The organism is Streptomyces sp. NPDC004629 (assembly GCF_042873595.1).
Lineage (GTDB): Bacteria > Actinomycetota > Actinomycetes > Streptomycetales > Streptomycetaceae > Streptomyces.
Genome location: NZ_JBIALO010000008.1, coordinates 169746 through 193314, shown reverse-complemented (window position 1 = coordinate 193314; position 23569 = coordinate 169746). Strand labels below are relative to the sequence as shown.

The following is a 23569-nucleotide window of genomic DNA, read 5'->3' as shown; positions in this document are numbered from 1 at the left end:
ACATGACAACGCAACGCACCACCGCCCGGCACGCCGAGGTCGCGGGAGCCGGTTTCGCGGGCCTGACCGTCGCCACCGCCCTGGCCCAGCGCGGCTGGACCGTGCGCCTGCACGAACAGAACGACGACGTCCGCGACTTCGGCGCCGGCATCCTGCTGTGGCGCAACGCGATGCTGGCCCTCGACGTCATCGGCGTCGCCGACGCCATCCGCGCCGACGGGGTACGGCCCCAGTACTACGAGACCAGCCTCGGCGGCAGCACCGTCTCCGCCGAACTGCCCGGCTACCCCTACTGGGCCATCACCCGGCCCCGGCTGCACGCCCTGCTGGCCGACGCCGCCCGAGCCGCGGGCGTGGAGATCGTCACCGGCTCCCGCGCCGTCGGCGCCGATCCGGCGGGCGCCCTGCTGCTCGCCGGCGGAGACCGGGCCGAGGCCGACCTGGTCATCGGCGCCGACGGCGCCGGCTCGGCCGTGCGTGACTCCCTGACCGACCTCGCCCAGGAGCGCAGGAAGTACTCCGACGGCGTGTGCCGTCTGCTCGTCCCGCGCCCCGAGGCCTTCCGCGGCGAGCGGTGGGACCGGGTCATCGACTTCTGGACCCTCGAACCGGACGCGATGCGCATCCTGTTCATCCCGACCGGCCCCGACACCATCTACCTGGGCATGATGGCCGAGACCCGCAACCCGCGCGCCTCGCGGATCCCCATCGACGTCAAGGTGTGGTCGCAGCGCTTCCCGCACCTGGCGCAGGTCATCGAACTCGCGGGCAAGGCCGAGGGCGGCCGGCACGACACCTACCAGACCACCAGGGTCACCCCCTGGTCCGCCGGCCGTGCCGTCCTCGTCGGCGACTCCGCCCACGCCATGTGCCCGGCACTGGGCCAGGGAGCCAGCGTCGGCATCGTCAACGCCGTCGACCTCGCCCACGCCCTGGAGCAGGGGGACGACATCAAGGTGTCCCTCGCACAGTGGGAGGCCCGCGAGCGCCGCATGACCGACGACGCCCAGGCCCGCAGCGCCCTCATGGCCGCCACCCGCGGCCTGGCCCGCGGCAACGGATTCACACCGGAACTGATGGAGACCGCCAACTTCGTCTCGGCGGCCGTCTCCGAGGAACTCCAGGCCCGGTACCCCGTGCCGGAGGCGAACCGCTCATGGTGACGGCCCAGCCCGTCATGGTCGGCGACGCCGAGGTCTGGCGGATCAGCGAGTACGCGGGGCCGAGCCCCGCCACGCCGGCCTTCCTGTTCCCCGACAGCGACCCGGCCTACTGGACCGACAACGCGGACCGGCTCGACCCGGACTTCTACGACGCCCGAAGCGGCACCCTGCGCTCGGTGCTGCACACCTGGCTGATCCGCAGCCAGGGCATGGTCATCCTGGTCGACACCGGCGCGGGCAACGGCAAGGAACGCCCGTACGCGCCCGTCTACGCCCACCACCACACGCCGTACCTGGAGAATCTGCGGGCGGCCGGGGTCCGCCCGCAGGACGTCGACATCGTGGTCAACACCCACCTGCACGTCGACCACGTCGGCTGGAACACCCGGCTGGAGGGCCGGGAGTGGGTTCCCACCTTCCCCAACGCCCGCTACCTGATGGGCGAGCCGGACTTCGTGCGCTGGGACCCCGTGCGCACGCCCCGCCCACAGGGCGACGGCAACCAGAACGTCTTCGAGGACAGCGTCGCGCCGGTCCACCGGGCCGGGCAGGTCGGCCTGTGGCACGACGGCCACCGCGTCAACGGGGAACTCGTCCTGGAGGCCGCCCCGGGCCACACCCCGGGATCAGCCGTCGTACGACTCCAGTCCCGCGGCGAAGGCGCGCTGTTCGTCGGGGACATCCTCCACTCGCCAGTGCAGATCGCCCGTCCCGACGTCAACAGCTGCTTCTGCGAGGCCCCGGCCCTGGCCCGGTCCACCCGTCGCAGGCTGCTCGCCGAGGCGGCCGACCGCGGACTGTTCGTCTTCCCCGGCCACTTCGGCGGCCGGTCGGCCTGCCGGGTGCGGCGGACGGCCCCGGCCGACCCGGCGGCAGCGGAACCGCCGGGCACCGACGCCTTCGCTGTCCGCGACTGGGCCGGCTTCGACCCGGTCTGACATCCCCCGTCCTCTCTCCTTGAAGGAGCCCGCAGTGAACCAGGACCTCTACGACGACGGCCTCGCCCTGCGCCGCCGGGTGCTCGGCGACGCCCACGTCGACGCCTCGCTGGCAGCGGTCACCGACTTCTCCCGCGACATCCAGGAGTACGTCACCCAGTACTGCTGGGGCGACCTGTGGAACCGCCCCGGCCTCGACCTGAAGGAGCGCAGCCTGGTCAACCTCGCCATGATCACCGCCCTCAACCGGGGTCACGAGTTCAAGGCCCATGTCCGCGGCGCGGTCAACAACGGCGTGTCCCGCGAGAAGATCAAGGAGGTGCTCATGCAGAGCGCCTTCTACTGCGGCGGCCCCGCCGCCCTGGAGTCCTTCCGGCTGGCCGCCGAGGTCCTCGACGCGATGGACGCCGAGCGATGAGCGGTGAGATCGGTTTCGTCGGCCTGGGCAACATGGGCGGGCCGATGGCGGCGCGGCTGGCCGCCGAAGGCCACCGGCTGACGGTCGCGGACGCCGCCCCCGGCGTGGCCGCCGCCTTCGCCGCCGAACACCCCACCGCCCAAGTCGCCGACGGCAACGCCTCGTTCGCGCGGGTAGGGACCCTGGTGCTCATGCTGCCGGACTCGGACGTCGTCGAGCAGGTGCTGGAGGGCGATGGCCTGGCCGAGGCTCTGCCGCCTGGCTGCCTGGTCGTCGACATGAGTTCCTCCGAACCGCTGCGCACCCGGGCGCTGGCCCGCCGGCTGGCCGACCGTGGCCTGTCCCTGCTGGACGCGCCGGTGTCCGGCGGCGTCCGCGGAGCCCGGGCCGGCACCCTGTCGGTGCTGGTCGGCGGGGCACCGAAGGACCTGGAACGGGCCGCCCCGCTGCTGCGCGCCATGGCCCGCACCGTCGTCCCGGTCGGCGGCACCGGATGCGGCCACGCCGCCAAGGCGCTCAACAACCTGGTCTCGGCCGCCACGGTGTCCGTCACCGTCGAGGCGCTGGCGCTCGGCGAGGCGTTCGGCATCCCGCCCGAGACGATGACGCAGGTGCTCAACAGCTCCTCGGGGCGCACCAACACCAGCGAGAACAAGGTGGCCCAGTTCATGACGAGCGGCAGCTTCGACTCCGGCTTCGCCCTGCGGCTGATGTCCAAGGACGTGGACATCGCCGTCGGCCTGGCGCGCTCCCTGGACCGTACCGCGGAGCTGTCCGACCACGTGGCCGACCAGTGGCGCCGCGTCGCCCGCTCGGTCCCGCCGCAGACCGACCACACCGCGATGTACGCGCTGCTGGGCGCGGCGGCCGACGAGGAAGACAAGGAGACGACCCGATGACCGGGGCACTGCTGCACTGGATCGACGGCGCCGCCGTACCCTCGGCGGACGGCACCACCCGCGTCGGCACCGACCCGGCCACCGGCGGCCGGGGCGCCGAGGTCACCCTCGGCACCGCGGCCGACGTCGACCGCGCCGCGCGCGCCGCCCGCGCCGCCGCCCACGGCTGGCGGCACCTCGCCTCCGCCGAACGCGGACGGCTGCTGGCCGCCATCGGCCGCCGGCTGCTGGCCGAAACCGACACCCTGGCCGCCGCGGAGAGCGCCGACACCGGCAAACCGCTCGCCCTGTCCCGGGCCGAGATCCAGGGCGCCGCCGAGTACTTCGAGTTCTACGCCGCGCTGGTCAACCTGCCGGCGGGCGACGTCCTCGACATCAGGCCCGACCTGCACGTCTACACCCTGCGCGAGCCGCTGGGCGTGGTCGGCGTGATCACCCCGTGGAACCTGCCGCTCAACCAGGCGGCCCGCGCCTGCGCCCCCGCCCTGGCCGCCGGCAACACCGTCGTGGCCAAACCCGCCGAGTCCACCTCCCGCACCACCGTCGCGCTGGCCCGCATCGCCGGCGAAGCGGGCCTGCCACCGGGTGTGTTCAACGTCGTCCTCGGCCGCGGCCCGGAGGTCGGCACCGCGATCGTGCGGCACCCCCTGGTGCGCAAGGTGGCCTTCACCGGCTCCGTGCCCGTCGGGCAGGAGATCGGGCGGATCGCCGCCGACCGCGTGCTGCCGCTCACCCTGGAACTCGGCGGCAAGTCCGCCAACATCGTCTTCGCCGACGCCGACCTGGAGTTCGCCGCGACCGAGGCCGTGCGCGCGTTCACCACCAACGCCGGCCAGGTCTGCTCCTCCGGAACCCGGTTGTTCGTCGAGCGCACCATCCACAAGGAGTTCACCGCCGCCGTGGTGGCCGCCACCCGCCGGCTGCGGCCCGGCCAGGAGGTCGGCCCGATGATCACCCGCGGCCAATGGGAGACCGTCCAGCAGTACTTCAAGATCGCCGAGCAGGAGGGCGCCACCGCCGAGACCGGCGGCCGGGTGCCGGACGAACCGGGCCTGGCCGGCGGCTTCTTCGTCGAGCCCACCGTCTACTCCGGTGTCACCAACGACATGCGCATCGCCCGCGAGGAGGTCTTCGGACCGGTCCTGGTCGTCATCCCCTTCGACACCGAGGACGAGGCGGTGGCCCTGGCCAACGACTCCGAATTCGGCCTGGCCGGCGGGGTGTTCACCGCGGACATCTCCCGGGCCGTCCGGGTGGCCGAGGCCCTGGAGGCCGGGCAGGTCTACATCAACTCCTGGTCCACCCAGTCGGTCCAGATGCCCTTCGGCGGCCACAAGAACAGCGGGTACGGCCGCGAGAAGGGCATCGAGGCCCTCCACCACTACACGCACGTCAAGAGCATCAGCATCCGCCTGACGGGCCGCTGAGGCCCCCGTGCACCCCCAATCGGCGCATCCACCAGGAAGGCACAGCCATGGCCGACACCCGTGACGTCCAGGACGACATCCTCCTCGCCCGCACCATGCTCATCGACGGTGAGTGGGTCGGCGCCCTCGACGGCGGGACCTTCCCGGTCCATGACCCGGCCGACGGACGGGTCATCGTCCACGCCCCGGCCGGGCAGGCCGCCGACGTCGACCGGGCGGTGGCCGCGGCCCGCGCCGCCTTCGCCCCCGGCAGCGCGTGGCGGACGATGACGCCCCAGGAGCGCGGGCGGCTGATCTGGCGGCTCGCCGACCTCGTCGAGCACCACGCCGAACGGCTGTCCGCGCTCGACTCGGTCGACAGCGGCAAGCCCCTGGACGAGATGCGCTACTTCGACGTGCCGTTCTCGGTGGACGTCCTGCGCTACTACGCCGGCTGGACCACCAAGATCACCGGCGACACCATCCCGGTCTCCTACCCCGCCGCCTCCGGGGGCCGCTTCCACGCCTACACGCTCAAGGAGCCCGTCGGCGTCGTCGCCGCCGTCGTGCCCTGGAACCTGCCGCTGCTGATGGCCGTCAAGAAGCTCGCCCCGGCCCTGGCCACCGGCTGCACCGTCGTGCTCAAGCCCGCCGAGCAGACCCCGGTCTCGATGGCCCTGCTGGCCCGGCTCACCATCGAGGCCGGCTTCCCCGCCGGCGTCGTCAACTACGTGACCGGGGACGGCGAGAACGCCGGCGCGGCACTGGTCCGCCACCCGGGCGTGGACAAGGTGACGTTCACCGGATCGGTAGAGACCGGCAAGGCCATCGTCCGCACCGCGGCCGACGACCTCAAGCGGGTGTCCCTGGAACTGGGCGGCAAGTCCCCCAACATCGTCTTCGACGACGCCGACCTCGACGCCGCCGTCGCCGGGGCCGCGGCCGGCGCCTTCGCCACCCAGGGGGAGAGCTGCATCGCCGGATCCCGGCTCTACATCCAGCGCGGCGTCTTCGACGAAGTGGTGCGGCGGCTGGCGGACCACGCGGCCTCGCTCAAGCTCGGCCGCGGCACCGAGCCGGGCACGCAGATGGGCCCGCTCATCTCCGCGGAGCACCGCGACCGGGTGCTGGAGTACATCCGGATCGGCCTCGCCGACGGCGGCAGGGCCGTCACCGGCGGACGCGCCCCCGAGAGCGAGGGCTACTTCGTCGAGCCGACCGTGCTGGTCGGCGTCCGGCCCGACTCGCGCGCCATACGCGAGGAGATCTTCGGGCCGGTCGTCTGCGCCGTCCCCTTCGACACCGAGGACGAAGTGCTGCGCCTGGCCAACGACAGCCGTTTCGGGCTGGGCGCGGCCGTCTGGACCAGGGACGTCTCGCGCGCCCACCGGATGGCCGCCGCCGTGGAGTCGGGGCAGGTCTGGGTCAACTGCTACCAGGCCGCGGACTCCGCGCTGCCGTTCGGCGGCACCAAGGAGTCCGGCTGGGGGCGCGAGACCTGCCGGGAGAACCTGGAGGAGTACCTGGAGACCAAGACAGTGGTGGTGGCGCTGTGACCCGCACCCTCACCCACGACTACGTGGTGGTGGGCGCGGGGACAGCAGGCTGCGTCGTGGCGGCCCGGCTCACCGAGGACGGCGCACGCAGTGTCCTGCTGGTCGAAGCCGGCGCCCCCGACAGCAGCCCGCGGATCACCACCCCGCACACCTGGCCCGCCCTGTACGGCACGGACGTCGACTGGGCGTTCCGCACGGTACGCCAGAGCGCGACAGGCCATGTGCACGATGTCCCGCGCGGCCGCACGGTGGGTGGCACCGGCAGCACCAACGCCATGGCGTTCCTGCGCGGCGACCCCGGTGACTTCGACACCTGGGCCCGCCAGGGCTGCACGGGCTGGGACTACGCCTCCGTCCTGCCGTACTTCCGGCGCTCGGAGACAGCGCCGCACGGCGACCCGCGCTACCGGGGCGGCAACGGACCGCTGCGTCCGGCGCCCTCCGCGTCACTGCACCCGCTGTCCCTGACCTACCTGGAGGCGGCGCAGGAGGCCGGGCACCCCCTCACCAAGGATCTCAACGGGCCCGAACTGCGCGGAGCGAGCAGCCACGACCTGCTCATCGCCGACGGACGCCGGCAGAGCACCGCCACGGCCTATCTGGAGCCCGCCCTCGACCGCCCGGGACTGGACCTGCTGCCCAGGGCCCTGGTGGAGCGGCTCACCTTCGACGGCGACCGCTGCACCGGCGTCGACGCGGTCGTGGACGGCGACCCGGTCCACTGCGCGGCGGGCACCGAGGTGGTGCTGTGCGCGGGGGCGATCGGCTCGCCGCACCTGCTGCTGCGCTCCGGCGTGGGGCCGGCCGAGGAGATCGAACGGTCCGGTGTGAAGGCCCTGCACGACCTGCCCGGCGTCGGCCGCAACCTTCAGGACCACATCATCCTCGCCGGGCTGACCATGCCCTCACGCGGGCCGCTGCCCCCGCCGTCGGGCAACCTCGGTGAGGTGACCCTGCTGCTCGACAGCGAGCCGGGCCGCGCCTCGGTGGACCTCCAGATCGTGTTCATCCACGTGCCGTTCACCAACCCCTGGCAGCGCCCGCCCGAGTACGGCTACACCTTCGGCGTCGGGCACATGCGCCCGGCGAGCCGGGGGCGGCTGTCGCTGACGAGCGCCGACCCCCAGGCCCCGCCGCTGCTGGACTTCCGCTACCTGGACCAGGCGCAGGACCTGCGCGCCCTGGTCGCGGGGGTCCGGCACGCGCTGGAGATCAGCCGGACGGCACCGTTCGACCCATGGCGTGGCGCCGAGCACCCACTGGTCGGCGCCGACGACCGGGCGGTGGAGGCGTTCGTCCGGGACGCGGTGCAGTCCTACGGACACGCCGCCGGGTCGTGCCGGATGGGCGTGGACGCGTTGGCGGTCGTCGATCCGCGCCTGCGGGTACACGGCCTGACGGGCCTTCGGGTGGCCGACGCCTCGGTCATGCCGGAGATCGTGTCGACCAACACGAACGCGGCCACTGTCATGATCGGCGAGAAGGCGGCGGACCTGCTGCGCGGGCGCGACCGAGCCGAGGACTGAGCCGCCGGCCCGTCGAGTCGTGATCAGACTGCCTGCTGCACAAGCCGGTGGCTGCCGCCTGCGGTGACTCTCGTGAGATCATCCGTCCATGAGCAGCGACCTGGAAGTGAGTGCTCTGGCGATCAATGTCACGATCCCGCAGGCGCTCCGCTGGACGGACACTCGACGCGGTGAAGCGTTCATGCTGACCACACTCAACGTCCGGCTTCTCCCGGACGGTCACCTCGCCGTAAAGGCATATGGCCGTCCGGTCGGTGGTGGCCGGGGCGCGTACGTCTCGTTCCCCGTCCCCGACAAACCCGAACTGGCGGCCCTGGCCGCCGAAGCTGCCAGCCGTGCCGGGGGGTTGTGGGCCGCGCATCGTGGTCTCGGCTGAACCCGGCTCGACTCGATGGCGGACGGTGGCAGTCCCAGTGGCCGGCTGATCCCGGCCGGCGGCGTCCGCTCTGCCAAGGGCGGGTTCGGAGCAGCCGCTCGGACGGCTCGCTCCGAACCCGCGGGCCGGTCAGTTGACGGCCAGGACCGCCGTGTTGTTCGTGAGGTCCGGGTCGAACTCGAAGGGGTACGCGCCGAACTCGCCGAACGCGGGGTGGATGCTCACGGCACCGGTCGCGCCGGGCACCAAGGTGTCGACGCGCACGGAGAACGCGAACGTGCGCTGGGTGTCCTCCAGCACCCAGTACCGCAGGTTGCAGTCGTAGCGCGGGGCGCCCGTCTGCTTCGGGTAGTAGCCGCCGTCGAGGGTGCGCGGGTGGCAGCCGGACGGCACGCCGGTGACCGTGGTGCCCTTGGGCACGATCAGCCGGACCTCGGCGACCGGGTCGCCGGAGCCGAGGTTGCCGAGCCAGGCCGGGCCGTTGTTCTTGAACGTGAGCTGGGCCGTGGCCGTCTCGCCCGCCGCGCCGGAGACGGCGTCACCGGTCACGGAGAAGTCCGCGGTGTTCTCCGCGCCGATCTGGAGGACCGCGTAGTCGTTCTGGGAGTCGATGTCCTGGGCGCCGTCGCCCGGCTCGACGTCGATGTCGAGCCGCTCGTTCAGCGAGTGCGGGGCGAGCCGCACCGTCAGCGGCTCGGGCAACTCGAAGGAGTCGCCCGGCGCCAGCACCTGCTCGAACGTGCAGATCGCCGTGCTCGACGGTGCGTAGTCGTTGCCGTCCGTCGTGGTGTAGGTGCAGGCGTCGTACCGGGTCAGATCCGTCAGGCCGTACGAGGCGTACAGCTTGACGGTGACCCCGTTCGCGCTCTCGTTGCCGTTGTTGGTGACCTTGAACGGGATCGTCCGCACGTCGCCGGGCTGACCGTCCTCGATGTCGGCGACGGGGTCGATGGCGAGGTCGGGCCCGGCGCCGACGGTGAGCGTGGTGTCGAAGCTGTCGTGCGGCGCGGTGAGCGTGCCGTCGGGCCCGCCGGTGGCCGTCGCCTCGTAGGTGATCCTGCCCTGCGCGCCGACTTCGGCGCCGTCGGCCGCGCGCACCGTCAGGAACACCTGGTCCTCGTAGTCGCCACCGATCGCGGGCACCACGGGGATGGTGCACACCGCGCTTGTGCCGCTCGGCGTGCAGTTGTCGGGCCAGGTTACCTCGGCGACCCCGGCGAGGTCGGAGACGTCGACGGTGAGCCTGCCGTCGGTCACCGTGAAGTTCTCGTTGTCGTGGTAGATGCCGACGCCGAGGGTGCGGGACTGCGGCTGACCGCCGTCGGTGCCGAGCGGCAGCGTCTGCTCGTACGGCTGGTTGATCCACAACTGGTCGGTCTGTGGCGGGTCTTCGTCAGCGAGCGCGGGCGCGGCGAGGCCGGCGGTCAGCAGACCGGCGGCCACCGCCACGGCGGCGCCGGATCTGAGACGTAACGGGCGTCCAGCAGAGAACGGTCTCATTGCTACCCCCCAAGGGTGTGGTAGGGCGACTGACGCGCCGGCAGCCCCAGCGCATCGGGAGGATCATCACACGGCAGGGGACCCCGCCGCGCCCCGGTTTTCCGGGTCGGTGTACGTGGCGTTCGTCCTGGACGTGGACTCGCGGATGACCGTCGGCCAGGCCACCGAGCCGCCCGTCGGTAGCGCCGCCGACCCGATGCCGGGCCGTGTCAGTACACCTTCAGGCGGTAGACGCGCTCGGCGTTCCGGTGGAAGACCGCGTCCTTGTCGTGTGGGCCGAGTTCATCGGTCAGTTCGTCGGTGACGCGCACCACCTCACCGTAGTTGGCTTCCAGGATTGAGACCGGCCAGTCCGACCCGAAGATGAGGCGCTGGGGGGTGAAGACGTCGAGGGCGATGTCGGCGTAGGGCCGCAGATGGTCCGCCCGCCAGGTGCTGGGTGTCGCTTCGGTGAGCAGGCCGGAGAGCTTGCACACCGTGTTGGGCAGTTCGGCAAGGCGGCGGAGGTTCGACGCCCACGGTTCGACCTGCCCGGAGGCGATCGGGGGTTTGCCCAGGTGGTCGAGGACGAACGTCAGGCCAGTGAGTCCGGCAGCCGCGGCGATGGCCGCGGGCAGTTGGTGGGAGGAGATGATCAGGTCGTAGACGAGACCGGCCTCGGCGACGGCGATCAGACCACGCCGCACGTCGGGGCGCAGCAGCCATCGAGGGTCGTTCTCCGACTGGACCTGATGCCGGATGCCCACCAGTCTGTCGCCGCCGGGCAGTTCGCGTAGGCGGGCCAGGCGGTCGGGGACGTCTGGTGCGGTCAGGTCGACCCAGCCGACGACTCCATGGATGAGGTCGCTCTCGTCGGCCGTGGCGAGAAGCTCGGGTGTCTCCTCCGGCAGACACACCGTCTGTACCACCACGGTGGCGCCGACACCGGCGGCCTTCGCCTCGGCTTCCAGGTCGGCGAGCGAGAAACTGCGGTTCAGGGGCTCCAGCGCCGGACCGGTGATCCAGGGTTGCGGACGTACTCGAAGGTCCCACAGGTGGTGATGTGCATCGATGATCTGACGATCAGCCATGGGTGCTCCCGGAGGACGATGGGGTGGTCGGGGCCGGCCCGCCCGGTGGAAGCTGCGGATGCCGTAGGTGTCGAGAAAGGGGCGGGCCGTGGCAGGCCGCCGCTCATTCCATGAGGAAGACCTGCTCCATCTGCGCCCACCACTCGCCGTCGCCTGCCGTGGCCAGGCGCCGCTGGCATGGATCGGTGAGCTTCCACCACTCCTGGGTCACCGGGTCGGCGGCGATCGCTGCCATGTCAGCGGCGAAGTCGTCGCCGTGGTACTCGAAGTAGGAGAAGAGCAATCCGGAGTGCTCGAAGATCGAGTAGTTGGCGATGTGGTGGGCCCGCAGTGTTTCCAGAACCCCCGGCCAGGGCTGGGCGTGCAGACGTCGGTACTCCTCAAGTTTCTCCGCTCGCACCTCGATGACCATGCCGTATCTCTGCACGGGAGACTCACTGCCTTTCCTGCTCCATGACGTTGATGAGCGCCGAAAGTGTCCTGTGCGGTGGAACTCGCTCGGCGAGAGATCTCCGCGCTCGCGCTCACGCGCGTTTTCGGCACGACGGACGCCGCCCCACGAGCCAGAGGCCGGCAGCGGCTCCTCGAACCAGACCAGATCGAGCGGTTCGAAGACCGCCGCTCGTCTGCGGGCCTCGGCGTACGTCATCGACTGGTTGGCGTCGATCATGATGTCCATGGACGGTCCGACGCGTCGCGGACCGCATGCAGCCGCGGCAGCAGGTGCTCGCGGAGCATGGCCAGGACCGACGTTCCGCCGGTGCCGATGGTGTAGGAGTAGCCGGTGCCACTGTTGCACCCGCGTCCTTTCCGTCTCACGAGGTCAGTTGCGCGAGAAGTTCACGGCATCCACACGCAGCCACTGGCCGGCTGTGGCGACTGAGGTGAAGGCGATGGTCGCCGAGTGGTTGGTGACGCTGACGTTCGGGATGGTGATCTGGGTCCACGTCGAGGTCGTGGGAACGGGTACCGAGGCCTCGGCGCCGCCGTGGTTGAGTACGCGCATGAGGGCCTGCGCCTGGCCGCCCGAACTCTGTACCTTCGCGGTCAGGGTGTACGTCCCGTTCGGTATGAGCGTCAGATTCTGCTTGGTGCTGACCGTGTAGTTCGACGTGGAGCTCTGGATCAGCGACCTCGTGCCGTCGACCACCTTGTCGGTGGCGATGGAACTGGCCGCCGTGTCGTAGCTCTCCAGCCACCCGGGGACGGTCGACGTGGCCGGGTTGGAGGTCGGCAGTGCGTCGAAGCTCGCGTTGCCGAGCAGGTTGGCTCCGGGCAGCGTCTTGTTCCAGTAGCGGAAGTAGTCGAAGTCGCTGGAGCCCGGGACGACCGTGCCGCTCGGGTAGTACGGCAACGCGGTCAGCCACGCGTTCATGGGGTTGAACTGGTACTTGGTGGCTGCGTTGTCGATGGACAGCTTCAGCTGGCCGTTGACGTAGAAGTTGGTCGCGGCGGGCGTGTACTCGTAGCCGTACACGTTCCAGTCGCCGAAATCGATGCCGAGCTGTGCTCCCGACCTGCCGCCCATGCGCACGACCGATGTTCCTTGCGACTGTGCGGCGTTGCCCAGGTCAAGCCAGTTCGGCGAGGTGTGCTCGAAGCCGTCGATCTCGAAGAGCTGGTTGTTCTCGGGCGCCGTACCGTTGGCGATGTCCTGGTCGATGGCCGGGTCGCCGCCGGCTCCCGTTATCCCTCGGCGCAGCCCCATGCTCCAGAACGATGTGTGCAGCGGAACGTTACCCGTGTACAGCTTCGCGCGGGTCTCGTAGTAGCCGTAACCGAAGAGCCGCTTCGAGATGATCCCGCCGGAGACGTAGTCCGGTGTGCCGTCGCCGGTCACATCGCGCTGGCTGAAGTTGAGGTGGAGGGCTCCGCTCGACTCGGTGACGGAGTCCGCGGTCTCGTAGCCGCCGACGTAGGGGCCGGTGATCCGGTGGTACCAGGACGTCGTGTCAACGCTGGTGCCGTCGAACTCGTCGGCGAACGCCGGTGTCGAGCCGTAGGCGGCGGCGAGGTCGGCCGGAAGCACCGGACTCGCCGTCGACGCGAGGGCCGTCTCGGCCGGGGACAGTGCCACGAGCGACAGCAGGAGCGCTGCGATCGCGATGAAGACGCGGGATATGGATGCTCTACCCGATTGCTTGGGCATGGTGCTCCTAGCGGCTTTGTAGATGCAGTTGCCATATGATGGTTGGCGGATGCTGCATCAGCAAGTACCTTGCAGAAATCGATCTCCGTTCCACGAGCCCGCGCCCGACGCCCTGGCCTTCCGGCGCCGCCTGCTGGGCGTGAGTGTGACCAGTAGAGGCCGCCGCGTTCCCGTCCTGGCCGGTCCGCAACCCCTTGAACTTCCATAGGACATCCATTTTCTAGAAGTGACTTGTGAGATATGGTCTGCCAACGCACATGCAGGAGGTTCCATGAGCACAACTACGGCTCAGCGGGCGGAGCCCGGAGGGGCCATCTCTTCCCGTTCGAGGGGGAGGAGCGCGCTCGGTACGCGCGACAGGACGTTCGGCTTCATGCTCGCGCTGCCGGCCGTCACTCTCTTCCTGGTCGTCGCGATCTATCCGCTGGTGGCGAGTGCGTGGACGAGCCTGTTCGACCAATCACTTTTGCGGGCGGAGCGGTCCTTCGTCGGCCTGGACAACTACGCCGATGTCTGGCCTGCGTTCATCAGCCGTCTGGGCACGACGCTGGTGTACTCCGTGCTGGCCACCCTGGGGCCCGTCCTGGTCGGGGTCTCGCTGGCGATGCTGCTCAACAGCAGGCTCCGCGGCCGAAACCTGCTGCGGGGCCTGCTCATGCTGCCGTGGCTGCTGCCCGGCGTGGTCGTCTCCTTCCTCTGGGCCTGGATCTTCAATGACAGTTACGGCGTTGTCGACCACATGCTCGACATGGCCGGCCTGCCACAGGTCAACTTCCTGGGCCGGCCCAGCACCGCCATGCTCGCGGTGGTCGTCGCCAAGACGTGGAACGCGTTCCCGTGGGTGATGGTGGTGGCCCTGGCGGTCCTGCAGACTCTGCCCAAGGAACAGATCGAGGCTGCGTCGATCGACGGCGCGTCCCGCTTCGGGCGGTTCCGTTATGTCGTGTTCCCGCACATCATCGGCCCGGTGGCCCTGGTGAGCCTGCTGGAGTTCATCTACAACTTCGGCAGCTTCGACACGATCTTCGTGATGACCGGCGGTGGCCCCGGCACCTCGACCATGACCCTCGCCGTGAGTCTTTACCAGTACGCGTTCACGTCGTTCGAACTCGGCAAGGCCGCGGCCATGGGTGTCTTGTGGCTGGTGGCCCTCTCGGTGATCTGCGCCGGCTACTTCCTTCTCAACCGCAAGCTGGAGTCACGATCATGACCACTCCGCGTCGCTCCAGGGATGTGGGCGAGAACATCGTGCTGCCGCCTCTGGGCATCGGGGGCAAGCTCGGATTGACCGTTCTGTGCCTGTTCGGACTGTTGCCGGTCTACTGGCTGGTGGCCACCGCGTTCATGAAGCGCGACGACGTGTTCGCCCGGAACCGTCCGCTGTTTCCGGTGAACCCCACGCTGGACCACTTCACCTCGTTCTTCGGTAACAGCGCCCTGCTGCACAACCTGGCCAACTCGGCGATCGTCTCGGCGGGAACCGCACTCGTGTCCGTGGTCGCGTCCGGGTTCATGGCCTACTCGCTGTCGAAGTTCCGTTACCGCGGCAGGAACATGATCATGGTCATGTTCCTGGTGGGACAGCTGATCCCGGGAGCCCTCCTGCTCGTCTCGCTCTACCTGATGTTCAGTTCTGCGGGGATCCTCTACACCTATGTGGGCCTGATCATCGCGTTCACCACGTTCACCCTCCCCCTCACGGTCTTCCTGCTCAAGGGCATCATCGACGCCCTGCCGGACGAGATCATCGAGGCCGGAAAGGTCGACGGGTTGTCGAACCTGGCCATCTGTTTCCGGATCGTCCTTCCCCTGACCCTGCCGGGCCTCGTCACCGCAGGCATGTTCGCCTTCATGCGCGGCTGGAGCGACCTGCTCTTCGCACTGACGCTGGCAGGCCCCGACAAGCAGACACTGCCCGCCGGTCTCGCGTCCGCCTTCATCCACGAAGGCAGCGCCGACTGGCCGTCGTTGATGGCCTCGTCCGTGATCACGTCCGTCCCGCTGGCCGTGATCTTCATCCTGCTTCAGCGCTTCTTCGTCTCCGGCATCGCCGCCGGCGCGGTAAAGGGCTGACCCGCACATTCCCCTCGCCCACTTCCGCCAGTGGAGTCGCAATGAACAACGACCGTCCCATCCACCCTGCGCTGTCCCGACGCGGCTTCCTCGCCGGAACGGGAGCCCTGGGCGCAGTCGGCCTGCTCGCCGCCACCGGCTGCTCGACCACCCCCACGGGCACCGCCGGCGCGGCGACCGAGAGCGACACGATCAACTTCTACTCGAACGTCCTGGGCGAGGAGGCCCAGAAAGGTGCCTGGGAGACGGTCATCCACGGATGGGAGAGAAAGTCGGGCCACAAGATCAAGCCGGTCGTCTACCCCTACGACCAGGCATCGACCCAGCTCGTCCTCGCGGCGAGATCCGGCAACTTCGCCGGTGTGGGCCAGGGCTCGTGGCAGGCGCTGGTACCGACGGGCGTCCTCGCTGATGTCTCCGACCTCGTCCGGGGGATGGATGTGCCGCACGACGTGCTCGACTCGTTCAGACTGAACGGCAAGCTGTACGTGGTCCCCACCGTGTCCGCCGGCATCGGCCTCGTCGCGGACGGCCGCCTCGCGGCGGAGTTCGACCTGCGCCAGGGGATGTCCACCGACGAGTTCGCCGACGCGCTCGCAGCGGTCAAGAAGCAGGACCCCGACACCATCCCGTACGCCGCCGTCACCAAGAACCCCGACCTCAAGGACGCCGTGCACTGGATGTGGGTGTGGGGCAGCCCGGTCGTCACCCCCGACCTGAAGTGCACCATCGGCGACGCCGAGAGCGTCGCGGCGATGACCTGGTACAAGCAACTGCTGGATGAGGGCCTGATCAAGGCCGGTGTCGCCCGCAGCGACGCGCGTATCCTCTTCGCCCGCGGCCAGACCGCCATGTACGACGACGCCCCGCTGGCCGACACCTTCCTCAAGACCAACGGCGGGTCCACCGAGCTGAGGGCCAACATCACTGCCCTGGAGCGACCGCACGTCGACGGCAAGCCCTCCTGCAACCGCTGGTGGGGCGGCGGACTCTTCTGCAGCGCCGGCAAGGGCGAGAAGACCAGCAAGGACTTCATCCGCTACGTCGCCACCGATGTCGGCGCGGAAACCGCGCTGTACAAGCAGTCTGCGACGCCGCCTGCGGACAAGAAGGTCGCCTCGCAGATCCCGGGGCTGGCCGACGACAAGTTCCAGACCGCGTTCCGTGGTGCGGTCTCCGAGAAGTCCCGCGCCGCCGCGTGGGACAAGCTCGCCACCGCCGCCCTGATCGACACGACCATAGGGGAGGGCATCGCGAGCATCCTCGCCGGACAGGTGGGGGTGCAGCGCGGGCTGAACGACCTGCGCAGGCAGGTGCAGCAGAAGCTCGACCAGAAGCAGTGACCACGGCACGCGGCGTCAGAGAGCCGCACGACGACGTATGAGGAGTGAGGCGTGGCCGTCGAAACGGGCGCGGGAACACAGGCCATCGAACGTGCCATATCGCTGTTGTCCTGCTTCTCCGGTACGACCAACGAGCTGCGGAGTTCCGAACTGTGTGCCAAGACCGGCCTGGGGCAGTCGACGGTGTCCCGCATGATGTCGACCCTCGACCGGCTCGGGTTCGTCGTGCAGAATCCCCGCACCGGTCTGTACCGGCTCGGCCCCATGGCGGTCACCCTGGGCTCGGTCGCGCTCAACAGCTCGGTGGTCTACCGGGCGGGGCGCCAGATCGCGCAGCACCTGGCCCAGGTGACCAACCTCGGAGTCAACCTCGCCGAGCTCAACGGCCGCGCCTTGTTCTACCTCTGCAACTTCGAGGGCACCGGCTCGCCCAAGTCCTTCACCATGGCGGGACGTTCGGCCCCGCTGCACGCAACCGGCCTGGGCAAGGCAGTCCTTTCCGGCCGGTCCGCGGAGTTCGTCCGCGACTACTTCAGGAGCGAGCTGGCCACGGCGTTCACCCCGCACACCATCACGCGGCCGGAGGACATGACCACGGCCCTGACGGAGATCCGCGACCGCGGCTACGCCACCGAGGTCGAAGAACTGGCCTTCGGCCGGGCCTGCTTGGCAGCGCCGATCCGCGGGCGTACCGGCGAGGTGATCGCCGCGCTGTCGATCAGCGGCCCGCTGTCCGCCATCGACCTGCCGAGGCGCCAGCAGCTACTGGGCTCGCGCCTGATCGAGGCGGTCGACGAGATCTCTGTGGCACTCGGCTACGTGCCGACCCCGACCGCCGGGCCCCCGCACGCCGTACACGTCCATCAGAACGCCAACTGAGAGCCACGAGCGAACCATGCGCCATCGAGTCGCGCCACGAGTGTTGCCTGCTTCCCCCGGCGAATGCCCCACCCTGAGCTGGGTGGATCCTCCCGTGGGTGTGCTCTGGTGCGCCGTTCAGTCATTTCAACGAAGCGAGGTCCCATGAAGCCTGCTGAAGGCGGCGCTCCACCCCTCGGCCTGAACTCCGCCCCCCTCGATGGGCAGGTACGGGCATGACCGACCGCGGCGTTCTCATCACCGGTGCGAGCAGCCCCATCGGAAGGGCGATCGCCCGCGCCTTCGTCCAGCAGGGAGCGCGCGTCGTCGGGGCGTCGTTGGATCACGCCGAGGACGATTCCTTCACCGAGCACCTCGCAGTGGACTGTTCTGCGCCCACCGGGGCGGACTCGGCCGTCGCGTCGGCTCTCTCGGTTCTGGGACGGCTCGACGTGGTCGTTCTCGCGGCGGCCGTCATGCCGGTCGCCGCCGCCGCACACGCCAGCGACGAACAGTGGCGCTCCGCCATCGGCGCGACCCTCGACAGCGCCTTCTACGTCAGCCGTGCGGCGCTTCCCCATCTCGGTCACGGATCGTCCGTCGTGGCAGTCGGTTCGGTGAACGCGACTCGGGCAGCGCCCGGGCTGCCCGGCTACGCGGCGGCCAAGGCGGGACTGGAGGGGCTGGTCCGGCAGCTCGCGCTGGAGTACGGACCGGTCGGGGTGCGGGTCAACGCCGTGGCCCCCGGCATGATCGGCAACGAGGACCTGCCGTTCGTCACCGAGGGCTACCCCTTGAGACGTGTTGGCACGCCCGAGGAAGTCGCATCGGTGACCGTGTTCCTGGCTTCGCCGGACGCCGGTTTCGTGACCGGAGTGGTCGTGCCCGTCGACGGCGGGCTGGGAATCTCCTCACCTGCGGCGTGGCTCCGGCCGGATCTGCGGGAGCGATTCCTGTGACCGGGGACCGCGTGAGGCGAACAGGGGTGCCCGGGTACATCCTCGGGGCGTACGCCGCCGAACCCGCTGTTGCCGGTGAACGACAGGAGTTCTACCGGCAGTTGGCCCGCATGCCTGACATCGGCGGGCTCGAAGTGCCCTTCGCTGCCGGGCCGGACGGACAGGGCGCACTTCGGCTCCCTCCCCGTGTGCCACCTCACTGGCGGGTGGTTGTCACCGCCCTGCCCGCTACCGTGGCCAGGGCGAGCGAGGACCCGACGTTCGGACTCGCCTCGTCGGATGAATCCGGACGGGCCGCCGCTGTCGCGGCCCATCGGCAGATGCGCGACGCCGTACGCGGGCTGACGCAGCGGCGGGGTCCCGGTACGGTGCCTGCCGTTCTGGTGCATTCCGCACCGGGCGCGGGAGACGTGGACGCCTTCGCCCGATCCCTCGCCGAGATCGCGTCGTGGGATTGGAGCGGGGCACGGCTTCTGGTGGAGCACTGCGATGCGCGGCGTCCCGGCCACTCTCCCGCCAAGGGGTATCTCCCCCTGACAGGAGAGCTGCGGGCTGTCGAGGCCGCCGGCGATGACGGGATGGGGCTCGTCGTCAACTGGGGCAGGTCCGTCCTTGAGGAACGAAGCGCGGCCGGCGCCGTGAAACACCTGCGGGCCGCGGCATCGGCCGGCCGCCTCGCGGGGCTGGTCTTCTCCGGTGTTTCGGCGAACGAGACCCTCTACGGCGAACCTTGGGCGGATGCCCACCTCCCCGTGGCGACCCCGTCTGGCCTCACCGACTCTCTGCTGACTCCTGCGCGGGCCCGCGCGGCGATGGACGAGGCATCAGCCGCCTGGTTGTACGGCGCCAAGTTCGCCGTCCGTCCCAGAACCGCGGCATGGGAAGAACGAGTGGCGGTGGTCCGCGCCTCCCTGGACGCGCTCCCGCGCCGCCTCGTCTCCGGGCTTCCCTCGCTCCGGCAGGGCTGACAGCCCCGCCAACGGAGCAACGCGTTCATGACCTTCCGGGGGGGGCGAAGGCCGGGCGGGGCCCGCGTTCCGCGCGGGGCCCTGCCGATGAGCCGCAGGTCCGGGGGCGGCCATGAGGGGCGGTGCGAACCACCCCGGGTACGCGCTCAGATACGTGCGATGTGCCGTTTCCCGCCGACGACGGATGCCGTGTACCCGAGGGCCACGGAGATTTCGTCGGCGGCCTCGATGGCACGCAACCCCAGCTCCTGCTGCCGTTGGCGCAGGTCGATCGCCGACAGGGGGCCACTGACCGAGAGCGCGGCCACCACGTCCCCGGCGTGCCCGCGGATGGGCGCGGCCAGGCAGGCACGGCCGAATGCGAGTTCCTCGACCTCGGTGGCGTAGCCGCGGTTACGGACCTCGTCCAGAGCGGCGATCATCTCGTCGAGCCGGGTGATGGTGCGCGGTGTGTACGAGTGGGCGAGGCCGCGCTTGAAGTACTCGTGGACGAACTCCTCCGACTGGCCGGAAAGGATCACCTTTCCCAGACCGGTGGCATGCAGCGGTGCCGATCGCCCCGCCATGGTGAACGACTTGGGGGCCGTGCTGCCTTCGAAGTTGCAGAGGTAGAACAACGTGGAGCCGTTGAGTTCGGCGAGGTTCGCTCCGAGGGCGGTGGCCTGAGCCAGGTTCTGCAAGGTCTGGCGTCCTGCGCGGAAGACTGCGGAGCTGTTGAGCGCGACCGATCCCAGGGTGACCGCCGTGGGACCCAGCCGGTACAGGCCGGTGCGGTCGTCCTGCACGACGAACCCGAGCCGTTCGAGGGTGGAGACCATGCGGGACACCGTCGATTGACCCAAGCCCGTCATGAGGGACAGCTCCGAACTGCGCAGCTCGCTCTCCTCGGCGGAGAAGCATGTCAGGAGCGACAGTGCGCGTTCGACAGCCTGTGTTCCCGTACCTGTCCCCGCGCCCGATTCGGCGGCCACGTACCCCTCCTCTTCCGGCTCTGGGTTCGCCGGTCATCCATGTTGTGAATCCATCGTTCAAATGGTGCTACCAGGGTACCGGAGCCCGTCGAAGCCCGGTCGGCCCCGCGGCCGAAGGTCAACGCCGCCGGTAGGCCGCCGCGTCGATGCCGCTGACCGAAAGCTGGGGAGCGTTCGAACTATCTGAAGACTCATTGCACATCGTGTAATAGGCATGCAAAGATGGCCTCGGATCGCTCTACTGTTCCCGGAGGGGCACCTGATGTTGCGCATCGCCAACGTGCAGACCTACGTACTGAAGCTGTCGGGGCCGCAGGCCTATCTCGGCAAGCTCGGAAACGACGATGAGGCAGACGAGGAACAGGGTTACGCCGTACGCGACCCATGGCGCAGCCTTTACTCCGGTCGCTACGAGACGATGCTCGTCCGCATCACCGCCGACGACGGCACCGAAGGCTGGGGCGAGGCGCTTGCCCCGGTCGGCCCGGAGATCTCCGCGGCCGTGGTCGACCGGCTGCTCGCCAACTGGCTGAAGGGACGCGAACTGAAGGGGGTCCGACCCCTGTGGTACGGCTTGCGCGACCTCATGCGGGAACGCGGGCACCTCGTCGGGCACCAGGCCGACGCGCTCGCCGCGGTGGACATCGCGCTGTGGGACCTCTACGGCAAGCTCACCGGGCTGTCCGTCGTGCAGCTCCTCGGCGGCGCGCACGCAAAGAGCGTCCCCGTGTACATCTCCGGGCTGCCACGCCCCACCGATCCCGAGCGGGCCGCGCTCGCCGCGCAGTGGGTCGAGAAGGGAGCGACCCATGTCAAGCTCGCTCTCGGCAAGGGCGTCGAGGCCGACCTCGCCACCTTCGACGCGGTGGCCGCCGCGGCGCCTTCGATGAGGATCGCGGTCGACGCGCACTGGGCCTATTCGATCGGCGAGGCCATCGAGCTGGGCCAGGAACTGGACCGCCGTCACGCGCTGTTCTTCGAGGCGCCCCTCGTCCCCGAGGACGTCGCGGGACACACGGAACTCGTCAGCCGGATCACTACGCCGGTGGCGGTCGGCGAGGCGATGCGCAACCGGTACGAGTTCGCCGACTGGCTCGACCGGCGCGCCCTCAGGCTTGCGCAACCCGATGTCGCGCGCACCGGTATCACCGAGGCGGTGTCGATCGTGGAGCTGGCGTCCTGCCACCACGTGCCCATCGCCTGTCATCACTCGGTGGGCCTGGGTATCTCCCTCGCAGCGGGTATCCACGTGTCGGCTGCCGGCGCCGACACCCTCTTCTTCGAGTACCAACCCGACACCGTTCCCATGGCGCAGAGCATCCTGCGCACGCCACTGGTCGAGGGGCCCACCGGCTTCGCTGTGCCGACCGGCCCCGGCCTCGGCGTCGATGTCGACGCCGAGCGCGTCATCGCCCTCGCGAAGGAGAGCTGAATCCATGCCCGGCACCCCCACCGGACTCATTCCGATCCTGGCCACCCCGTTCACCGACGCGGGCGCGCTTGACGTGCCGTCATTGCGCTCGCTCGTGGAGTTCGAGCTGGCCTCGGGCGCGGACGGGCTGGCCGTGTTCGGCATGGCCAGCGAGGGTTTCGCGCTCACCGCCGGGGAACGGGATGTGATCCTGCGTGAGGTGCGCACGGTCGCCGGTCCTGACGTGCCGATCGTGGCCGGCGTCAACGCTACGAGCACGGTCGGCGCTCTGGAACAGGTCCGGGCCGCCGCCGGGGCGGACCAGGTCATGGTCCTGCCTCCGTACCTGGTCAAGCCGGCTCCGGGGCAGGTCGCCGACTTCTTCGGCGAGGTCGCCGAGCGCGGTGGTACACCCGTGATGATCCAGGACGCGCCTGGTGTGACGGGAACCGCGATCGACGTGTCGACCGTCGCGGAGCTGGCCGGCGTCCACGGCATCACCTCGATCAAGGTCGAGGCTCCGCCGACACCGCCGAAGATCGCTGCCCTGAAGGACACCGGCCTCGCGGTGCTCGGCGGGCAGAACGCGCAGGCGCTGATCGAGGAGTACGACAACGGCTCGGCCGGAACCATGCCGGCCTGCGAGTTCACCGACCTGCTGCGTCCGATCCTCGACGGCCTCGCGGCCGGGCGGCGAGCCGAGGCTCGGGCGGCATTCACCCGGATCCTGCCGTTGATCCACATCGGGGTCCGCCCCGGGCAGGCATGGGCCGTGCACAAGGAGGTCCTGCGCCGCAGAGGCGTCATCGCCTCCGCGGCGGTACGCCTGCCCGCCCGCCGGCTGGACCCGGTGACGGCGAAGGCACTGAACGAGATCCTTGACGAGCTCGCCCTGCCGGCCTGGCAGGGGGGCCAACGATGAGGCGCAGCGGGATGATCGCCGGCACGGGCGATGCGCGTACGGGGCGCCTGCTGTGAGGACGGAGGTGCTGTGCCTCGGCGAGACCATGGCCATGGTCACCCCGGCGGCGCCCGAGCCGTTGGACGAAGCGATGGGCCTGCGGCTGGACGTCGGTGGGGCCGAGTCGACCGTGGCGTTGTACCTCGCCGATCTGGGTCACCGTGCGGCATGGGCGAGCCGCGTCGGTGACGACCCGTTCGGTCGACGCATCGTCACGCTGCTGACTCGGCAGGGCGTGGATGTGAGCCACGTCCGCCTCGATGACAGGGCGCCGACCGGCGTCTACTTCAAGGACCCCGGCGACGGTGCCACACGTGTCCTCTACTACCGCAGCGGTTCGGCCGCATCGCGTCTGTCCGTCGCCGACCTTGCGGGGCTGCCGTTGGACGAAGTGCCGCTCGTGCACCTCACCGGGATCACGCCCGCGCTTTCGCTGTCCTGCTACGATTTGACGGATGCGGTGCTGGACCGGGAGCTGCCGGTCTCGTTCGACGTGAACTACCGGCCGGGCCTGTGGCCCGTCGCCGAGGCGGCCCCCGTCCTGCTGGAGTTGTCCGGGCGAGCTGACATCGTGTTCGTCGGCCAGGACGAGGCCGAGACGCTGTGGGGCGCGGGAACACCGCGTGCGGTGCGGGACCTGATCGGCGCGGCTCGGCTGGTGGTCAAGGACGGCGCCGTCGGTGCCACCGAGTTCGCCGGCGGGCGGGAGACGTTCGTGCCAGCGCCGCATGCGGAGGTCGTGGAGCCGGTGGGTGCCGGAGACGCCTTCGCCGCCGGCTATCTCTCCGGCCTGCTGCGGGATTCGGCGCCCGCGGAATGCCTGAGCCGGGGGCATGCGGTGGCTGCGCGTGCGCTCAGCGGCATGGGCGACTTCGTGGCGGGAGGCGAGCTGTGAACAGTGGTTCGACGAGGCCTTCGCGGACCAGACGCTGACGGGGCTGGAACGCCGTCGACAAGCCTTCTTCCAGCGCTCGTTGAGCATACGAATTCCGCAGTCAAATGGCCACTGTCAACGGAATACGTT

22 protein-coding genes are annotated in these 23569 nt (G+C 70.0%); 17 read left to right on the top strand and 5 right to left on the bottom strand.

Going from position 1 to position 23569, the window contains the following annotated elements:
- The first annotated feature begins 2 nt into the window (after positions 1-2).
- From ACFYTE_RS14610 to ACFYTE_RS14575, 8 genes are all read left to right on the top strand, one after another.
- Positions 3-1163 carry an FAD-dependent oxidoreductase gene (locus ACFYTE_RS14610; protein ID WP_388709439.1) on the top strand — a complete coding sequence of 387 codons (1161 nt, stop codon included), beginning with the start codon at positions 3-5 and terminating at the stop codon, positions 1161-1163.
- A complete protein-coding gene (locus tag ACFYTE_RS14605) occupies positions 1157-2101 on the top strand; it encodes an MBL fold metallo-hydrolase (RefSeq protein ID WP_388709437.1) in 945 nt (314 codons plus the stop codon). The genes ACFYTE_RS14610 and ACFYTE_RS14605 overlap by 7 nt, the downstream gene beginning before the upstream one ends.
- Positions 2102-2135: 34 nt before the next feature.
- On the top strand, positions 2136-2519 hold the full coding sequence (locus ACFYTE_RS14600; protein WP_351727255.1) for a carboxymuconolactone decarboxylase family protein: 384 nt from the start codon (positions 2136-2138) through the stop codon (positions 2517-2519).
- A complete protein-coding gene (locus ACFYTE_RS14595) occupies positions 2516-3418 on the top strand; it encodes an NAD(P)-dependent oxidoreductase (RefSeq protein ID WP_388709435.1) in 903 nt (300 codons plus the stop codon). The genes ACFYTE_RS14600 and ACFYTE_RS14595 overlap by 4 nt, the downstream gene beginning before the upstream one ends.
- On the top strand, positions 3415-4845 hold the full coding sequence (locus tag ACFYTE_RS14590) for an aldehyde dehydrogenase family protein (protein ID WP_388709433.1): 1431 nt from the start codon (positions 3415-3417) through the stop codon (positions 4843-4845). The genes ACFYTE_RS14595 and ACFYTE_RS14590 overlap by 4 nt, the downstream gene beginning before the upstream one ends.
- 47 nt (positions 4846-4892) lie before the next feature.
- The gene (locus ACFYTE_RS14585) at positions 4893-6380 is read left to right on the top strand and encodes an aldehyde dehydrogenase family protein (protein WP_388709431.1); all 1488 of its coding nucleotides are present in this window, start codon (positions 4893-4895) and stop codon (positions 6378-6380) included.
- On the top strand, positions 6377-7906 hold the full coding sequence (locus ACFYTE_RS14580; protein WP_388709430.1) for a GMC family oxidoreductase: 1530 nt from the start codon (positions 6377-6379) through the stop codon (positions 7904-7906). Before ACFYTE_RS14585 ends, ACFYTE_RS14580 begins: the two co-directional genes overlap by 4 nt.
- Positions 7907-7994: 88 nt before the next feature.
- A complete protein-coding gene (locus ACFYTE_RS14575) occupies positions 7995-8282 on the top strand; it encodes a hypothetical protein (protein ID WP_388709428.1) in 288 nt (95 codons plus the stop codon).
- Positions 8283-8411: 129 nt separating this feature from the next.
- Here the strand turns inward: ACFYTE_RS14575 and ACFYTE_RS14570 are convergent, their stop codons facing one another.
- The 4 genes from ACFYTE_RS14570 to ACFYTE_RS14555 form a co-directional block, all read right to left on the bottom strand.
- The gene (locus tag ACFYTE_RS14570; protein WP_388709426.1) at positions 8412-9731 is read right to left on the bottom strand and encodes a hypothetical protein; all 1320 of its coding nucleotides are present in this window, start codon (positions 9729-9731) and stop codon (positions 8412-8414) included.
- A gap of 260 nt (positions 9732-9991) precedes the next feature.
- The gene (locus tag ACFYTE_RS14565; RefSeq protein WP_388709424.1) at positions 9992-10852 is read right to left on the bottom strand and encodes an amidohydrolase family protein; all 861 of its coding nucleotides are present in this window, start codon (positions 10850-10852) and stop codon (positions 9992-9994) included.
- A gap of 103 nt (positions 10853-10955) precedes the next feature.
- Positions 10956-11531, bottom strand: a complete 576-nt coding sequence (locus tag ACFYTE_RS14560) for an L-rhamnose mutarotase (protein WP_388709422.1) — start codon at positions 11529-11531, stop codon at positions 10956-10958.
- 144 nt (positions 11532-11675) lie between these two features.
- Positions 11676-13001 (bottom strand): hypothetical protein, encoded by a 1326-nt coding sequence (locus tag ACFYTE_RS14555; RefSeq protein ID WP_388709420.1) that lies wholly within the window; start codon positions 12999-13001, stop codon positions 11676-11678.
- A gap of 373 nt (positions 13002-13374) precedes the next feature.
- Here ACFYTE_RS14555 and ACFYTE_RS14550 point away from each other — a divergent pair, with 373 nt between their 5' ends.
- The 6 genes from ACFYTE_RS14550 (at position 13375) to ACFYTE_RS14525 (ending at position 19202) form a co-directional block, all read left to right on the top strand.
- Entirely contained in the window at positions 13375-14211 is an 837-nt protein-coding gene (locus ACFYTE_RS14550) for a carbohydrate ABC transporter permease (protein ID WP_388709418.1), read from the top strand.
- Complete coding sequence (locus tag ACFYTE_RS14545) at positions 14208-15074, top strand: carbohydrate ABC transporter permease (RefSeq protein WP_388709416.1); 867 nt, start codon at positions 14208-14210, stop codon at positions 15072-15074. The genes ACFYTE_RS14550 and ACFYTE_RS14545 overlap by 4 nt, the downstream gene beginning before the upstream one ends.
- A gap of 41 nt (positions 15075-15115) precedes the next feature.
- Positions 15116-16417 carry an ABC transporter substrate-binding protein gene (locus ACFYTE_RS14540; protein ID WP_388709414.1) on the top strand — a complete coding sequence of 434 codons (1302 nt, stop codon included), beginning with the start codon at positions 15116-15118 and terminating at the stop codon, positions 16415-16417.
- Between the two features lie 51 nt (positions 16418-16468).
- Entirely contained in the window at positions 16469-17296 is an 828-nt protein-coding gene (locus tag ACFYTE_RS14535; protein ID WP_388709412.1) for an IclR family transcriptional regulator, read from the top strand.
- Positions 17297-17511: 215 nt separating this feature from the next.
- Positions 17512-18234 carry an SDR family NAD(P)-dependent oxidoreductase gene (locus ACFYTE_RS14530; protein WP_388709410.1) on the top strand — a complete coding sequence of 241 codons (723 nt, stop codon included), beginning with the start codon at positions 17512-17514 and terminating at the stop codon, positions 18232-18234.
- Positions 18198-19202 carry a DUF4862 family protein gene (locus tag ACFYTE_RS14525; protein WP_388709408.1) on the top strand — a complete coding sequence of 335 codons (1005 nt, stop codon included), beginning with the start codon at positions 18198-18200 and terminating at the stop codon, positions 19200-19202. Before ACFYTE_RS14530 ends, ACFYTE_RS14525 begins: the two co-directional genes overlap by 37 nt.
- Positions 19203-19348: 146 nt before the next feature.
- On the opposite strand, the gene ACFYTE_RS14520 is transcribed toward ACFYTE_RS14525, so the two are convergent.
- A complete protein-coding gene (locus tag ACFYTE_RS14520; RefSeq protein ID WP_388709406.1) occupies positions 19349-20173 on the bottom strand; it encodes an IclR family transcriptional regulator in 825 nt (274 codons plus the stop codon).
- Positions 20174-20435: 262 nt separating this feature from the next.
- Between ACFYTE_RS14520 and ACFYTE_RS14515 the strand changes: the two genes are divergently transcribed.
- Genes ACFYTE_RS14515 through ACFYTE_RS14505 form a run of 3 tightly spaced genes read left to right on the top strand, consistent with a single transcriptional unit; the run spans position 20436 to position 23440 of the window.
- Positions 20436-21605 carry a mandelate racemase/muconate lactonizing enzyme family protein gene (locus ACFYTE_RS14515; RefSeq protein ID WP_388709404.1) on the top strand — a complete coding sequence of 390 codons (1170 nt, stop codon included), beginning with the start codon at positions 20436-20438 and terminating at the stop codon, positions 21603-21605.
- Between the two features lie 4 nt (positions 21606-21609).
- Positions 21610-22506, top strand: a complete 897-nt coding sequence (locus ACFYTE_RS14510; RefSeq protein ID WP_388709402.1) for a dihydrodipicolinate synthase family protein — start codon at positions 21610-21612, stop codon at positions 22504-22506.
- Between the two features lie 52 nt (positions 22507-22558).
- Positions 22559-23440, top strand: a complete 882-nt coding sequence (locus tag ACFYTE_RS14505) for a sugar kinase (RefSeq protein ID WP_388709400.1) — start codon at positions 22559-22561, stop codon at positions 23438-23440.
- Positions 23441-23569: the final 129 nt, after the last annotated feature.

Coding starts and splice junctions, on each gene's coding strand:
- ACFYTE_RS14610 (WP_388709439.1), top strand. CDS start 3: ATGACAACGCAACGCACCACCGCCCGGCACGCCGAGGTCGCGGGAGCC.
- ACFYTE_RS14605 (WP_388709437.1), top strand. CDS start 1,157: ATGGTGACGGCCCAGCCCGTCATGGTCGGCGACGCCGAGGTCTGGCGG.
- ACFYTE_RS14595 (WP_388709435.1), top strand. CDS start 2,516: ATGAGCGGTGAGATCGGTTTCGTCGGCCTGGGCAACATGGGCGGGCCG.
- ACFYTE_RS14590 (WP_388709433.1), top strand. CDS start 3,415: ATGACCGGGGCACTGCTGCACTGGATCGACGGCGCCGCCGTACCCTCG.
- ACFYTE_RS14585 (WP_388709431.1), top strand. CDS start 4,893: ATGGCCGACACCCGTGACGTCCAGGACGACATCCTCCTCGCCCGCACC.
- ACFYTE_RS14575 (WP_388709428.1), top strand. CDS start 7,995: ATGAGCAGCGACCTGGAAGTGAGTGCTCTGGCGATCAATGTCACGATC.
- ACFYTE_RS14565 (WP_388709424.1), bottom strand. CDS start 10,852: ATGGCTGATCGTCAGATCATCGATGCACATCACCACCTGTGGGACCTT.
- ACFYTE_RS14560 (WP_388709422.1), bottom strand. CDS start 11,531: ATGGACATCATGATCGACGCCAACCAGTCGATGACGTACGCCGAGGCC.
- ACFYTE_RS14555 (WP_388709420.1), bottom strand. CDS start 13,001: ATGCCCAAGCAATCGGGTAGAGCATCCATATCCCGCGTCTTCATCGCG.
- ACFYTE_RS14550 (WP_388709418.1), top strand. CDS start 13,375: ATGCTCGCGCTGCCGGCCGTCACTCTCTTCCTGGTCGTCGCGATCTAT.
- ACFYTE_RS14545 (WP_388709416.1), top strand. CDS start 14,208: ATGACCACTCCGCGTCGCTCCAGGGATGTGGGCGAGAACATCGTGCTG.
- ACFYTE_RS14540 (WP_388709414.1), top strand. CDS start 15,116: ATGAACAACGACCGTCCCATCCACCCTGCGCTGTCCCGACGCGGCTTC.
- ACFYTE_RS14530 (WP_388709410.1), top strand. CDS start 17,512: ATGACCGACCGCGGCGTTCTCATCACCGGTGCGAGCAGCCCCATCGGA.
- ACFYTE_RS14515 (WP_388709404.1), top strand. CDS start 20,436: ATGTTGCGCATCGCCAACGTGCAGACCTACGTACTGAAGCTGTCGGGG.
- ACFYTE_RS14510 (WP_388709402.1), top strand. CDS start 21,610: ATGCCCGGCACCCCCACCGGACTCATTCCGATCCTGGCCACCCCGTTC.